The organism is Bacteroides gallinaceum, assembly GCF_030373775.1.
GTDB lineage: Bacteria > Bacteroidota > Bacteroidia > Bacteroidales > Bacteroidaceae > Phocaeicola > Phocaeicola excrementipullorum.
Genome location: NZ_JAUDEN010000007.1, coordinates 1 through 14,086, shown reverse-complemented (window position 1 = coordinate 14,086; position 14,086 = coordinate 1). Strand labels below are relative to the sequence as shown.

14 protein-coding genes are annotated in these 14,086 nt (G+C 35.3%); all 14 read right to left on the bottom strand.

All coding sequences use genetic code 11. The features are described 5' to 3' along the window. Positions 1-12: 12 nt before the first annotated feature. Positions 13-990: a glycosyltransferase family 2 protein gene (locus QUW60_RS05465; RefSeq protein WP_289559000.1), complete on the bottom strand. Its 978-nt coding sequence runs from the start codon at positions 988-990 to the stop codon at positions 13-15. Between the two features lie 6 nt (positions 991-996). Next, positions 997-2,073: a glycosyltransferase family 2 protein gene (locus QUW60_RS05460; RefSeq protein WP_289558999.1), complete on the bottom strand. Its 1,077-nt coding sequence runs from the start codon at positions 2,071-2,073 to the stop codon at positions 997-999. Positions 2,074-2,081: 8 nt separating this feature from the next. After that, complete coding sequence (locus QUW60_RS05455; protein ID WP_289558997.1) at positions 2,082-3,119, bottom strand: hypothetical protein; 1,038 nt, start codon at positions 3,117-3,119, stop codon at positions 2,082-2,084. A 131-nt stretch (positions 3,120-3,250) separates the two neighbouring features. Continuing rightward, a complete protein-coding gene (locus tag QUW60_RS05450) occupies positions 3,251-4,261 on the bottom strand; it encodes a glycosyltransferase (protein WP_289558995.1) in 1,011 nt (336 codons plus the stop codon). Positions 4,262-4,274: 13 nt separating this feature from the next. Further along, positions 4,275-5,015, bottom strand: coding sequence for a glycosyltransferase family 32 protein (locus QUW60_RS05445; protein ID WP_289558993.1), 741 nt, complete (start codon positions 5,013-5,015; stop codon positions 4,275-4,277). A gap of 10 nt (positions 5,016-5,025) precedes the next feature. Next, positions 5,026-5,598, bottom strand: coding sequence for a serine acetyltransferase (locus tag QUW60_RS05440; protein WP_289558991.1), 573 nt, complete (start codon positions 5,596-5,598; stop codon positions 5,026-5,028). Between the two features lie 8 nt (positions 5,599-5,606). Beyond that, the gene (locus tag QUW60_RS05435) at positions 5,607-6,647 is read right to left on the bottom strand and encodes a glycosyltransferase (protein WP_289558989.1); all 1,041 of its coding nucleotides are present in this window, start codon (positions 6,645-6,647) and stop codon (positions 5,607-5,609) included. 3 nt (positions 6,648-6,650) lie between these two features. Then, on the bottom strand, positions 6,651-7,589 hold the full coding sequence (locus tag QUW60_RS05430) for a glycosyltransferase family 2 protein (protein WP_289558987.1): 939 nt from the start codon (positions 7,587-7,589) through the stop codon (positions 6,651-6,653). 2 nt (positions 7,590-7,591) lie between these two features. Beyond that, a complete protein-coding gene (locus QUW60_RS05425; protein WP_289558985.1) occupies positions 7,592-8,683 on the bottom strand; it encodes a polysaccharide pyruvyl transferase family protein in 1,092 nt (363 codons plus the stop codon). A gap of 6 nt (positions 8,684-8,689) precedes the next feature. After that, positions 8,690-10,450: a thiamine pyrophosphate-binding protein gene (locus QUW60_RS05420; RefSeq protein ID WP_289558983.1), complete on the bottom strand. Its 1,761-nt coding sequence runs from the start codon at positions 10,448-10,450 to the stop codon at positions 8,690-8,692. A gap of 2 nt (positions 10,451-10,452) precedes the next feature. Further along, on the bottom strand, positions 10,453-11,325 hold the full coding sequence (locus QUW60_RS05415; RefSeq protein ID WP_289558981.1) for an SDR family NAD(P)-dependent oxidoreductase: 873 nt from the start codon (positions 11,323-11,325) through the stop codon (positions 10,453-10,455). Between the two features lie 8 nt (positions 11,326-11,333). Then, a complete protein-coding gene (locus QUW60_RS05410) occupies positions 11,334-12,869 on the bottom strand; it encodes a lipopolysaccharide biosynthesis protein (RefSeq protein ID WP_289558979.1) in 1,536 nt (511 codons plus the stop codon). Positions 12,870-12,872: 3 nt separating this feature from the next. Continuing rightward, a complete protein-coding gene (locus QUW60_RS05405) occupies positions 12,873-13,304 on the bottom strand; it encodes a BT0820 family HAD-type phosphatase (RefSeq protein WP_289558977.1) in 432 nt (143 codons plus the stop codon). 2 nt (positions 13,305-13,306) lie between these two features. Continuing rightward, positions 13,307-13,855 carry a UpxY family transcription antiterminator gene (locus tag QUW60_RS05400; protein WP_289558975.1) on the bottom strand — a complete coding sequence of 183 codons (549 nt, stop codon included), beginning with the start codon at positions 13,853-13,855 and terminating at the stop codon, positions 13,307-13,309. Positions 13,856-14,086: the final 231 nt, after the last annotated feature.

Sequence of the window (14,086 nt, the reverse complement as noted above, 5' to 3'; positions counted from 1 at the left end):
CTAAATTAAAAATCATCTGTAAATACAACCATATATTATTTTGTCAATAGCAAGATAATGAAGTGAAACTAGCCACCACAAGTGTTTGGAAGCGCACCATTGTACCAATCGTCGCCGAATCGATATGTAACGGTTTTTCATAATGTAAGCATTTGCTTCAGGGTAAGCTCTAGCCCAAAGTTTGTACATTTCAGATTTTGTGCTCATTAGAAACGGAAACTTTGCCTCTAGTTTCATACAAGCAATCTCCAAATTCAGTATATTGTCAAATCTATCATGTAAGGCCTTTTCTACTCTATTTATATTGTATTGAACAGACTCAAAGTGTTCTATTGAATAATTCTGTGAATATGCTCCTGTATTTAATTTTACATAATGGTAAAATGCTTGAGGCATATATGCCACTTTTTTTGCAACAGCGAACAGCAGCAGTGTGGTCATGTCTTCTCCCATGGCATATCCTTCAGGAAAAGAAATCTTGTTATTCACATACAATTTACGCCGAATAAGCTTGTTCCATACATTGAATTTCATTCTGCCTGCCAACATCGCTTTTAAAGCTTCCATAGGTGTATCATAGGCAGGCTGTTTCATATAACGTTCATTGTGTCCAAACGAAAGATACCAGTCGCACCATATAATGTCTGCATCTTTTTTCTTTGCTTCATTATAAAGAGTATCTAGCATATTTGGTTCCACAAAGTCATCGCTGTCACAATGAAACACATATTCACCTGTAGCTGCAGTCAATCCTGTATTGCGTGCTGCTGGAAGCCCTTTGTTTATTTCATGAGATAGGATGTGGATTTGTTTTTTTCGTTGTGGATATTTCTCAATGCATTGATTTAATATGTTTATGCTATTATCTGGCGAAGCATCATCTACAAATATAAATTCCACGTCATCTAATGTCTGCGACAATAGTGAGTCTGTACATTTTCTGATGAATCGTTCTACCTTATATATGGGAACAATAACTGAAACTTTCATTACTCCTTAATTAAAAAAAGAAGGCAATGCCATTTTATTTTTTGTTTTGCTTACCCGTTTCATGCGGAGCATCAACAAATACATTCGACTGAGCAATTTGACCATTTCTTTATTTACATCCTTATGATTTCTCCAGTAATCAATATATGCAAATCCTTTAAATGAACTGACTCTTTTGCTTCCTATCAGTTCATGTATGTCTTTGCTCGTTTCTTTCAAATTGTTGTCAAAATCTGTGAGCAGTTTTTTCGTCTTTCTATCATAATGTGTTAACGAAGATACATATATTTCTTTTATGAAAGGAATTATTCTTGCATGAAGATATTCTTGTATAGGATTTCCTTCAAAAAGAGGTTTATATAGTTCATAAACTTTTGCCATATCCAGCGCACAACGTAGCGTATGATCCATACTTCTTAGTCTGACTTCCGGATTCATGGTCTGTCCGGCTCTTCCTACTAAGTATTTATATACATACCTATTAAAATAGGATACAGACTTGATTGTTGTCATTGGGATGAATATCCATTGTTGATCTGTATATGAAATACCTTCAGTCTGTTTGTACCCTAACTTTAGCAAATTCTCACGTCGATAGGTTACGGCGTGCATTTGCATGTTTTTGAACACATCAGTATTGCAAACCTCATCTATTCCAAAGCTGTATCCTTTTCCTACATCATAACGAATAATTTTTCGTATTCTTCTTTCTGGATCAACTACGGCAAAATCTGACAGAACTAGATCTGCATCTGTTTTTTCTAGAAAAGCAAGAAAATCTTTGAAATTCTCTGTATCGAAACTGTCATCTGCATCTAGAATTTTGATATATTTTCCTTTTGCTTCTGTTAATCCGCGGTTTACACATGAACCATAATTCCCATTTGCCTTATCTATTACTCTGAATATATGAGGATATTGCTCCATATATTGGTGAGCTATATCCGATGTAGTATCCTTGCTTCCATCGTTGATGACAAGAACTTCCAAATTATCCTGATTCACACATAGAGAATCTAAGCAGTAGCTTAAATATTTCTCCATGTTATATGCCGGTACGACAATTGTCAATAGCTTTTCCATTTTCAGTGTTATTCAATGATAAAACCATCTTTTTTCTTTAAGTCGTATCTGATGAGCAGGAATTCCTGAACAGATTTCGGCAAATGTTCCTTTATCTTTCTCTTTAAGGATTTTTTTACAGGAACAGAAAGGTAAGGTGACGGACGTTGCATTAACTCCACCTCATGTGCCTGTATATTTTGCATCACAGACTGTACTTCTTCATAAAAGTTGCGTAAATCTTTATTTCCAAGAAAATCTTGTCGGCATATCTTTTCATATCTTTCAAGAATATGCCACTTATCTAGCTGTTCACGTTGGGTGAAAAAAGCAAAATGCGCCACAATAGCATCTCCGTTCCATGCGTTTGACATTCCTTGTTGTGTAGGATAAATACATGACATGAATTCTTCGTCATCTCCCGGTACAATGCCTGTAAATTTCTTCATTTCATCACCAAACCAAAGTATGGCATTGATGGAAAAACGCGTCATTCCCATCTCTTTTTTGCCCACATACAGTTTTCTCCATTGATTCTTCTTCAAATAATGTTCAATGAACCATAAATGAAGTTCTTTGGCGAAATACCCACTTTTCCACAAAACAGGATGCGAACACCCTGCCTCATAATATTTGTCAAGCTTTAACCGGCCTTCTATTTGTAAAAGATAGGTGGATAGTGAGTTATTGATGACCAAAGGAGAAACTAAAAAGTATTGAGGGTTATCTACACGAAATTTTACCATCTTTTCTATCAATCCTGGTTCCATCCATACAACGTCATCATCTAGCTTAAAATAGATTGTGTTCTCTTCTACACATGTTTTATAGAAAGCGTTGATGCTTTTATTGCCATTCACTACTCCATTGGGTTGCCATACTAAGTTGACAATGGGGAAACTTTTTGCGATTTGTTTGAAGAATTCAATATCCGCTCCATTGTGCGTATTGATCCAAATATCATACCGATCGACGATGCTGCAAGACACAATGTATGGTATCAGGCATTGCATGTAGCGGCGGCGCCCTGCAGCAGTATTGACTACTATTCTATAATTTTTGTACATGAAAAAAATAATTAATAGAGTTTGTATCTGGCAAGAATTAAATATTTGGAAACCAATATCTTAAAACGTTGTCAGAAGTTTTTATTTAAAAGATGTTTGAGAATCAAAATGAACATACGTGAACTGTAAGTTTATATCATATTTAGTGCATTGCGCAAATAATCTCCATGGACTAATCTTTCTCTTATTGCCAAACAATTGTTGACCATATCAGAGTATTTAGCTGGGGATATTTCTTTTACGCATTTATCCACCTCATCTAAGGTATCAACGGTTAATCCTATGCCATTCGTTTCGATAAAGCGTGCTGCTGCGCTTTTGTTCCATGCAATGATCGGAAGACCAGCAACAATATACATAGATAACTTATGAGGATTATTTACGCACATGTAATTATCTTCTGGATTAGCATCATATTCTCCCTCCCATATTAACCCAAAATGTCCTTCAATGACATTAGGTAACATATCAGCATCTATATTTCCCTTGTAGATTGAATTCCTTAGGGCAATCTTAGGGATCCCATATACAAATAACTGATAATTTTTGTGTGGGGTCTGGTCTAATTTTGTCAAGAAATTGGCTTTTCCTAAAAAGCCGGCAAATGTTACTTTAATTTGTTCATTTACGGCTAATACTCTTCTTTTTCTTGGATAAGAACAGTCATAATCAAATATTCCAAGCGGAATTAATTTGCTTGTACAGCCAAACTGTTTTAGTTTTTCCACCATCAAGTTATTATGAGCTATCACGTAATCACATTTTGACATATAATACATGTCCTTTCTGATCTCTTTCTGATTTATTCTTATGCTTTTTTCTGTATTATATTTCAAGCAATATAAATCATGAATAAGATATATCAGTTTGAATTGTTTGATAGCCTTAATTCTCAATATTGGTGGCAAAACAATCAGTGAGGTTTGTATGAATAAAATATCAGTTTTTTTCAATGACATTAGCTTCATACAGAGCCTGAAAGTTAATATCAGCTTGGCCCATTTATTGTGCCGCATTCTGGTTTTGTCATTTTTAAACAATGACCGAAAGCCATTCTGCAAGATAAAATGAGATACATCTTTTCTTGCTTTTGAGGCTGCATTGTATTCGTTTAAAAGATATTCTTCGATGGTATAGTTCATAGGATGAAATAGATTACTTACCCAAAAACAATTGTTTCATCTTGTGGATGAAAATAATAGGACTACTACCCACTTTTTTTTCTATAAATTCTATGAAACGTTCTTTGGGAGTCTTCCAGCTGGCAGCAAAATGATGGATTGTTCTGGTTTGGGATGTTATAAATATTTTATCTTGTTCCACATCATAGGGGTTAAAATATTCTTTTGGGTATATATATATGCCATTGATATATTGTATCTCATTTATTTCGTTTAACCCTAGTTGGACAAGATATTCAGTAGTGTATTGAACGATTGTTTTCAAATACGGTTTTCCGTCAATTCCTATAAAATGTAAGCCTGAATATAATTGTAACAAACTATGATAAATAGGATGTCCTTTTTCACATCCTAATCCGAGACCTGGAGCCACGTATAGAGGTACATTTTTTTGTGCAAAAGTTTCACATCCCATAAAGCCTCCTTTTGAAATAATATCATCAATGTGTTTAATTATTTCTACATCTGTGTCAAAATACAATCCGCCATAATTATACAAGACCCAAAATCGAGCATAGTCACTCACAAATGCATATCTCTTTGCTTCATAAGCTTCTTTTGTGTAAGCTATGCTATTCACATCAAAATTATCCTCATTCCATTCCTTTATTTCATAGTCGGGGAGATATTTTTTCCATGACTTTATGCATTTGACTGCAAGTGGGGGAAGAGGTTTCCGGCCAAACCAGCAATAATGAATAACCTTAGGAATCATAGATTTCAAATTAGTAGTTATACTTTACCCATTTCCTATTTATAAATCTTCCTGGAGATTTGTAAGATATTATTTTTGCGGGAACTCCAGCTACTGTTGCGTTATTAGGCACATCTTTGACTACTACTGCGCCAGCTCCGATTGTTACATTATCACCTATTTTTATATTTTCAACCAAGCAAACAGACGGTCCGATATAGACATTATCTCCAATAATGGCAGCTTTTCCATTATTGGCTCCAATTGTTGTGAATTGCCCTAAGTTGACGTTATTGCCTATTATTGCCGTTGGGTTTATAATAATTCCAATGCCATGCCCTATATACAAACCATATCCTATTGATGTTTCACAAGGAATCTGTAATCCATATTTGATCGACAATTTGTTTAATTTTTTCTTTGCAATTTTACAAATCAGACTTTTTTCCGATGCTGCTATTCGAAGCCAAAAAGTATAGGCAAAGCAATGGTTGTAAAACGTAAACCGGAACATTTTAAATAAACTTGCTGTTGTTCCTATATACCGATAATAATCACTGGTTATCAGTTCTATTGTTTCTTTTTTCAATAACCACCGGCACATGCGTACTCTTATTTTAATAAAGATGAATATTCTTTCATTTTCTTTATCCCAGCTTTATGTATGAAAGCAAACAAAATCCTCTGATATAAGGTATGTGATTTCTTGTTCAATCTATTGTGGATTTCTTTGTATGACATTAAAGAAAACTCCTCCAATGGTACAAATAGTTCAGGATATTCGTCTTTTGTTTTTTTTATTTTTGACCAGCAATATTCGCGATTTGCATGAAGATGAAACCACATTGGGCCAGCAAACATCATTTTATACGAATGGTGAAATTTTTCAGTAACTGAGCGAGATTTATAATTCACAAATTTAGTATAATAAGTATTTTTAGATATGCGGAAAATCAAAGTGTCACCTTCACCGTTATAAGGAGGATGAATGTTGAATCCATCGAATGGTATATACCATTTGATATCTTTAAATACATTAAAGCCAGATAAAGCTATGGCGGCTGTTCCTTTTTTTAATCTCCATTTTGCATAATTAAAATAAGATGTAATGACTAGGTCGAATAGCCAATCCGGTAACATCCACAAGCAAGGTTTCCTACATTTAGAAGATAAATGCCTGTAAGCAGAAAAATACACCATGAAGAACCACCCTAGAATAAAAGTTATATTCCATTTTATTGGAATGTCACCGCTGCACACATCTCGCCATTTTTTGAGTTCATCTGTAAAATAGAGTTGGTCAGCATCTATTTTTACTGCATATTTATAATTTGCTTTTGATAAGGCAAAGTTACATTGACTAGAGTGTAAACGAGGTGAATCTTCTGGGAGATTTTTTGCAATATTAAAATCTGCTTCTGTAAGATTATGCGAAAGTATATGATTGTTATATGCATAGGCTTTGACTTTATCTGGATATCGTTTCCTCATTTCCTCTACAATTTCTGGAGTGTCATCTGTGCAGTCATTATATACGATTATTAATTCATCAAGAGCATCAATGCAAGATTCCACGCAATTCTTGATAAAAGGCCCCTCATTTTTGAGTCGCATTAAACCTGACAATCCATTTTTTAAATCCAAATGATTCATTTTTTAAGCTCTAATTAATGAAGATAACTCCATCGATAATTTATATAAACCTAAATAAGCTAATATGTAACACATTTTACACTTTCTCCCAAGATTTTTGGAATGGATTATTTCTGCTATTGTGAGTGGCATGAAATTATAAAATTCGTTCTTGGGTAAGATTTTATGCGTAAACGCTTCTTTCTTTACCAATGTAGCTACCTGCATGATGAACGGTTCATATGTCATAGGTAATAACTCCATCAATATTGTGACGTATTGTTTTCGCATATAATATGTATCAAGCTTATAATTTCTTGTTATTGAATTGCTGTTTGAGGAATTATAATGATAAAAAGCTTCATTAAGAAATCCTATTTTTATAGGCTGTTGTAGCAGTTGAACAAGAACAAGTACATCCTCGCAGTAATTGATATTTTCTATGAAGTGTATATTCTTTTCTTTATATAAATTATGCCTTATTAATTTATGCCATAAACTACCAAAAAGTTTGTTCTGTAAAATATCTTTTAACACACTGTCTGGATAGGTCGATAGTCCAGATTGTTTTATGTAAATTGATTTTCCTTTATCATCATGATAAAAATCTGCAATCAACATGTCAAGTTGTTCTTGCTTAGCTTTCCTATACATCTTTTCTAGCATATGACATTCAATCCAATCATCCGCATCTACATGTATTGAATATTCTCCTTTGGCTTGTTGTACACCTAACTCTCTTGCTGTAGAAACGCCACCATTTTTTTTATGGAAGACTCTAATCCTTGCATCTTTAGCAGCATAATTATTACATATTTTCCCAGAATTATCAGTGCTGCCATCATCAATAAGCAGCACCTCAAAATCCTTGAAAGATTGTGATAAGATGCTGTCAATACAACGATGCAAATATTTTTCCGCATTATAAATCGGTACTATGACTGAAATTTTTATCAATCTCATGTTTAAGCAAAGGCTGTATTTATAAAGGATCTAGAAGCTATACGTAACTGTTCCAATTTTTTATTAACTGATCTATAGTTAATCTCTGTTGTATTAATTTTGTTGCTATTGTTATAGAATCGATCTTCAAGTCCTAATTGCAATAATAAATTTATCATACGTTCAGATACTGTTTCACTTAACCCGATGGTGTTAAAATCTTTTTCGAAAAGAATAGAAAAAGCTGTTCCATGGAATGACGTAGTTACTACGTATGAAGCATTTTTTACATATGCTAAAAATTGTTCGGGAGACGCGTCGCTTATTATGTTTGAGTCTGTCAAAGATTCGAAATATGACGATATTTTAACTAAACTCAATCCTTTTTCATTGGCTATCTGACTTGCTATTTTTTCAACGTGAATATCGTATCCTAGTTGGAATAGTAGTAAATATTTTTTTTTAGTGTCAGGATATATTGGTTTAATGAGTTTTTCAAATATTTGTTTTCCGGCTAATAATACAGGATCCAATGTCAAAGAGTGTATTGAATTTGGTATATTATTCCCTATAAATATATCTAATGATTGCTCTCTAACTCCAATCGCTTTAAATTTTAATAGCTTGTCAATAATATCACTTTTATTGCTGATGTTTTTTAAACTGCCTGTACTTGCAGCGTATGCAATTAATTTCTTTCCGTTTGCCGCGGGAAAATCTCCTAAAAATATTTTGTCCAAGTTGCCGCCGGTAAGTGACTGATTCCATATCTGATCACTTCCAAAAATAAATGAATCAAAATCGTTCTCTGAATTATTTAAATTTAGCTTGAATATTTTTAAGCGATTTCTTCGAAATAAATTAAATACTTTACACCGTCTTTTTCGTATGGGGATGATTAATATATTGCGAAGTAAATGCTTTACTTTCATTGGCAGGTTTCCTTGAGGTAGTTCTTTGGCAAACGTTTTATATTGTGATGTAATGTATTTAGGTCGGTAGTCAACAATATACGTGTCATATCCTAATTTTTTTAAATATTCTTGCAAACCGTATGCCTGCAAAACTGCTCCATAATTATTTGCGCAGTGAAAAGTCAATATACCAATTTTCATAATTTATTAGGATTTCAATTTATGGTATATGGCGCTTGCTGTTTTAGAACTTCCGCCTAGCATTTTTTTTGTTGTATCCACCATCTTCTCATATAGCTCATTCTTAGCACTTTTCAAGCATGTAGAAACAGCTTGTAATGCATCGCTTTCATCACGGCTATCGGTAAATACCTCAAATAATATTGGTTTATTGGTTATCTCTGTCTGGAGAAACTTGGAATAAACGATATTGAATTCCTCTTTTGAGGAAGCGCTTATATATTCAAAGCCTAAATCTTCTGCGTAGTGTTTAACTAAGCTTTTAGATTTATTGCCGTTGTGTCCGGCTGCGGCTATAAATGTATCGGCATCATTACCAAACATGTTTGCCATGTGGTTGTAATTGCGAAACTCCGTACCACGTCCATTATTGACAAGCATAATTCGTACATTATGTCCTACATTGTGATTGCCTATTACATTCATATCATAAAAGAACGCTAAATCACCCAAAATGCCAAAATATAATTTATTGGGATTGGCCAATGATGCTCCAATTAGTGATGACATGCCACCGTCTATACCAAAGCCGCCCACATTGCTATATGATAAAACCGATGTAGGTATTTCAAAAAAATTCCATGACCGCAGTGTGTTTAATATGCCAAGATGGATTACTGAGTATTCTGGCAAGCGAGGTGCAAGTTGTTGTGCTATCCAAATATTGCTAAAAGGTAGATCAGGAATATGATTGTATGTCTTATCGTATGCCTTTTTGCATAAATTCAAAAAACTATCATCTCCCGCTTTTGATGTCGTATAATGTGAGAAAAAAACTTTTTCAGGCATCTCAAACACATAATGCAATTTTTTGAATGTGTCCCTGAGTTCTCCATCTTCACTTACACGCCATATTTGGTTTGCTGAAATTCCAAGGGTGTAATAGTCTCCAGACACTTCTCCTATATGAATTAATGTTTCTATTTTAGGGAGTAAAGGCTGATTGTAATATTGAGCTTTAACTAAAGCTGATAAGAAACGATATTTCCCTTTATAGCCGCTGGTGTGATCGCAAAAGACGACAGCGTTGTGAGAACTACAAAATCTGTCTAGAGCTTCGGTTTCCTCTTTTGTCCAGATTTTATGTGAACCGACAAATACAGCAACATTACCGTCTGGAAATGTAGGAAACTCATCATGAACTGTAATTCTATTGATGACATGTGCTTTTGGTAATTGTTTTATAGAAAAATCGCAACTGTAAGATGTTTCTAGATTAATATGAACCGGACCACCACCATGTCTTTTTAATGCTAGTAATGCTTGATTAATTCTAAGTTGGGATATCCAAACATCATTTTCGTCTTTGATTATAGGTAGATAAACGCTTAGCTGTGTAGTATCATTAGGAGCTGTAGAACGGTCAATAACTTGAGCTATTAGATGTCCAACTCTTTCTGTTAATTGGGTAGAGGTTATAGCTAATATGGGCAATTTACGGTAATAAGCTTCTGTTAATCCTGGTAAATAGTTACGAGAGGAGGTGGCTCCTGTACATGTTAAAACTATAGGTTCGCCACACTCTATAGCTAAACCGCATGCCATATAAGCAGCCGAACGTTCATCAACACATGAATAGATTTCGAAAAAATCATCCTGCTGCACACTTCCTATGAAGGTGACATTTGTTGCCCCAGGAGAAGCGATTATTTTACGAATGCCATAGGCTTTCAGTAAAGATATTAATATTAATATCTGCCGCTCATTTGTATAATGTAAGTCATTCATATTTAAAATGAATATTTAATGTCGTCAAGCGTAATGATTCCTGCACCGCCAGTCATATAAATTATATCACCAACTATGCTTCTGCCCATATTGCTGACTAATATTACAGCCATATTGGCTATTTCTTCTGGCATAATATAACGTCCTAATGGGTTGTTTTCATTTATAATGTCTTTTTGTTTCTCATCGATGAGCATTGGGGTTTTAGTTGGTCCAGGTGCTATGCCGTTTACGACAATGTCATATGGAATTAGAGTTTTGGCAAGTCCTAAAGTTAATCCTCTTATTCCCCATTTTGATAAGATATAGGCAGAGTTGGCTGGACGTAAACTTGAGGATGACGCAATATTTAAGATATTTCCTTTTATTGAGTTATTTTTCATGTGTTTTGCAACTATTTGAGAAAGGAAAAAACTGCCTTTTAAATTTGTGGCAAGAACTTTGTCATACTCTTGTTCTGAAGCACTTCCAAAATTTCCTCCCATCACTCCTGCATTATTGACCAAAATATCCAGTCTACCGCCAATCAAAGATAAGATTTTCTGAAATATATCTTCAAAAGAAGATATATGGGAATTATCCATCAGAATGCCATAAAGCATGTTGGCATAGTTAGGTTCTTCTTTTACTATATTATCGTATACTTTATTGATTTTTTCTTCATTTCTTCCTGTGTATACAACAACAGCACCGCTTTTCAAAAATGCCTTGATGATTTCCAAACCTATTCCGCTTGTTCCACCAGTAACAAGAGCTGTTTTGTTTTTTAGCAGCTCATTTGGCGTAATAGAAGAAATGTTGGCTGTCATAGTTTTTTGCGGTATACCGTAAATTACATATTTTATGCCGCGTTTTAAATATTCACGAAATGACATATCCCTAATCAATGTTTGGATAAATGAATTTTGTTTTGTATCTTATTTATAATAAAAATACGTTCATTCTTATCTAATCCTAATAGATACATGAAAGTGAGAGATGATATAGCCGACACTATGCAAATAGTTAATAGACGGATAAGTGATGATGGCATGTTGAAATATACTAGAGAAGGAAAAATAATTGAACATGCTGATACCAATCCCATTCGGAGTAACACTTCTTTTGCGTATTTTATCCAATTCATTTTTATTAGATTCTTCACTAAATATAAGCGGACAAAAATCAAACCGAAATAGACTATAAAATAAATAATGTATGCCGTTTCAGGAGAAAAACCCAATTTGAAAAATATATATGATAACGGGAAAACCCAAAGTCCACACAGTGTAACTATTATCTGATATTTTTTTATATTTCCAGTAGCCACTTGCGCTGTTATCAATGTATTGGCAATAACTACTGTTAATGAGGATAGTAATGTCATTCGCACAAATACAATAGCATGATCAGGAACAACGCCGAGCCATATCGATAGGACTTGTTGAGCTTCTAATATTAGTGGGATGGTTAAAAAAAAAGTCATGAAATAGGAATATTTTGCACCTCGGCAAACTAGAGTGTGCATATACTCAAGATCATTTATGGCATATGACTTTATGATTTGTGGGCTCATTGCCATTGTAAAACTGCCGACAAATGATTGTACAGCTCCATCTACCTGAGTTGCAATTCCGCGAGCTGCATTAACTCCGACTCCAAAAAATAAATTCATCAAGATATTTACACCTTGGGTGTTGAATAAATAAGCTCCGCTTCCCAAGAGACTCCACCCTGAAAAACTTAACATTTTCTTTAAAAGACTACTGTCGTACACATAGCAATATTTGCATTCGTGGAAATTTCTTCGGCAATAGTAATAATAAATGATAAGAATAACAATTGTGACAGTCATTGTTAGCAGTGCAAACGACTTTAACTTATCGAAAGGTGAGGCATACAAACAATATACGACTACCAATCTTAAACAGATTTCAGTCATACTTATATATGCATAAACGTCCATCTTTTCATGGGCCAAGACCGTGGCGCTATATGGCACTGTAATCAGTCCAACAGCAAAAGCAAAAATAGCACATTGCAACACCCAATTTGCTGCATCCATCCTTTCTGTGGGAATATTCATTTCGTGATTCAAGAACCATGTTCCAACTATTTCGGTAAGTATGATTATAAGTGTTGCTAAACCCAGCATAACATTTATCGAAGATGAAAAGATTTTTTTCAGGGTCTGCATATCTCCTTTTCCTAACCCATAGGTTATAAATCTGCTTATAGCTGTAGATAAAGAAGAAGATAATAGCGAAAACATTGAAACAACACCGGCTATTACATTATTTATACCATAATCCTCCACGCCCAATGTATTCAGCACCACCCGTGAGGTATACAACGACACAAGCATGCTGAACAGCATCCGTACATAGAGCATCAGCGTGTTCTTTGCAATGCGTTTGGTATTTTCCGCATGAGATGTCATGTCTTATTTCCCGAAAATTCTTTTTAAAAATGAGGTCTTTTGCTGTTGTCTGCCGCCATGCACCATATCCATATACTGCTCAAAGCTCCATCGGTTATGCACCATTTCATAGATTGCGCCCCAGTCGGGGAGTTTGCCCACGTTGCAGTCGTCGATGTACATGTCTGCCCGCACTTTCCGGCATGGAGAAGTCTGGTCGGACCTGACCTGTTCGTCGGGATGATTGGCGTTGACCGCATAAAACTCCAGTCCGCGTTTTCTGCAGTATTCCACCGCTTCCTCCAGCAGGTCGTTTTCGCGCACTGTCCATAAGATCAGCAGGTGGCGTTCGGCCTGAAGCTTTTTGAGCGTGGCGATGGCAAACGGTATCTCTTTTCCGATCTGCGGATACTTGTGTTCCACAATCGTTCCGTCAAAGTCTACTGCGATGACCATATTTATTTCACCAGTTGGATAAATTCGGGCTGTACTTCGATGGAAGCTGTCAGGAGGCTGGAAAGTTCGATGAACAGCCGTTTGATATGCGATCCTTGCAGTTTCTGCAGGCGTCCTTCATAGCCGTTCAGCGCGCCTCCGATTATCCGCACCTGTTTGCCTATCATGTCGGGAGTGATTTCGCCCGGCATATAGTAGCGCGGATTCTCGCACGAACTCACGGCATGGATGAAACGTTCCATGTCGGCGTCTCTTACCGTCATGGGAGTTCCGTGTCCGTCCCTCAGGAACCTGTACTGCAATGTACCTATTCTTTCTACAATGGGATCCAGTATTTTGCGGGAGTCATGCACGAACAGCAAGTCTTGCATAAACGGCACTTTTACAGGCATCCGTTTGCCTTTGCACGTGACCAGTTTCCATACTTTGGGAGTGAAAATCTCAAGGTTCATATCTTCGAGCATTTTGTATGCAGGCAGTTTGGCGTTGCTTCTTTTCAGATCACGCATCACAAACCACCGAACCTCTTGCAAAGGAGTAAACTTTTCCATAGTTCAAAAAATGATACTATCTCTAATCCTGCAAGTTATTGTAAAAGTCAGAATAACAAGCAGTTACAAGAAAAATCCTAAAACTTCTCTCAATTCCCCGCGCCAAATTTTCACTCTTTTGTTTTTTTTGTCTTTCATAAATAGTAGGATTTTGCGTACTATTTAATCAGACAACCTTTTATTCATCTTCTAAAATGAGATGGATTTTCTGAGGCAAAGGTAATAAAATAA

Excerpts from the sequence above, each read along its gene's own strand:
- QUW60_RS05465 (WP_289559000.1), bottom strand. The coding sequence starts at position 990 with ATGAAAGTTTCAGTTATTGTTCCCATATATAAGGTAGAACGATTCATC.
- QUW60_RS05460 (WP_289558999.1), bottom strand. The coding sequence starts at position 2,073 with ATGGAAAAGCTATTGACAATTGTCGTACCGGCATATAACATGGAGAAA.
- QUW60_RS05455 (WP_289558997.1), bottom strand. The coding sequence starts at position 3,119 with ATGTACAAAAATTATAGAATAGTAGTCAATACTGCTGCAGGGCGCCGC.
- QUW60_RS05450 (WP_289558995.1), bottom strand. The coding sequence starts at position 4,261 with ATGAACTATACCATCGAAGAATATCTTTTAAACGAATACAATGCAGCC.
- QUW60_RS05445 (WP_289558993.1), bottom strand. The coding sequence starts at position 5,015 with ATGATTCCTAAGGTTATTCATTATTGCTGGTTTGGCCGGAAACCTCTT.
- QUW60_RS05440 (WP_289558991.1), bottom strand. The coding sequence starts at position 5,598 with ATGTGCCGGTGGTTATTGAAAAAAGAAACAATAGAACTGATAACCAGT.
- QUW60_RS05435 (WP_289558989.1), bottom strand. The coding sequence starts at position 6,647 with ATGAATCATTTGGATTTAAAAAATGGATTGTCAGGTTTAATGCGACTC.
- QUW60_RS05430 (WP_289558987.1), bottom strand. The coding sequence starts at position 7,589 with ATGAGATTGATAAAAATTTCAGTCATAGTACCGATTTATAATGCGGAA.
- QUW60_RS05425 (WP_289558985.1), bottom strand. The coding sequence starts at position 8,683 with ATGAAAATTGGTATATTGACTTTTCACTGCGCAAATAATTATGGAGCA.
- QUW60_RS05420 (WP_289558983.1), bottom strand. The coding sequence starts at position 10,450 with ATGAATGACTTACATTATACAAATGAGCGGCAGATATTAATATTAATA.
- QUW60_RS05415 (WP_289558981.1), bottom strand. The coding sequence starts at position 11,325 with ATGTCATTTCGTGAATATTTAAAACGCGGCATAAAATATGTAATTTAC.
- QUW60_RS05410 (WP_289558979.1), bottom strand. The coding sequence starts at position 12,869 with ATGACATCTCATGCGGAAAATACCAAACGCATTGCAAAGAACACGCTG.
- QUW60_RS05405 (WP_289558977.1), bottom strand. The coding sequence starts at position 13,304 with ATGGTCATCGCAGTAGACTTTGACGGAACGATTGTGGAACACAAGTAT.
- QUW60_RS05400 (WP_289558975.1), bottom strand. The coding sequence starts at position 13,855 with ATGGAAAAGTTTACTCCTTTGCAAGAGGTTCGGTGGTTTGTGATGCGT.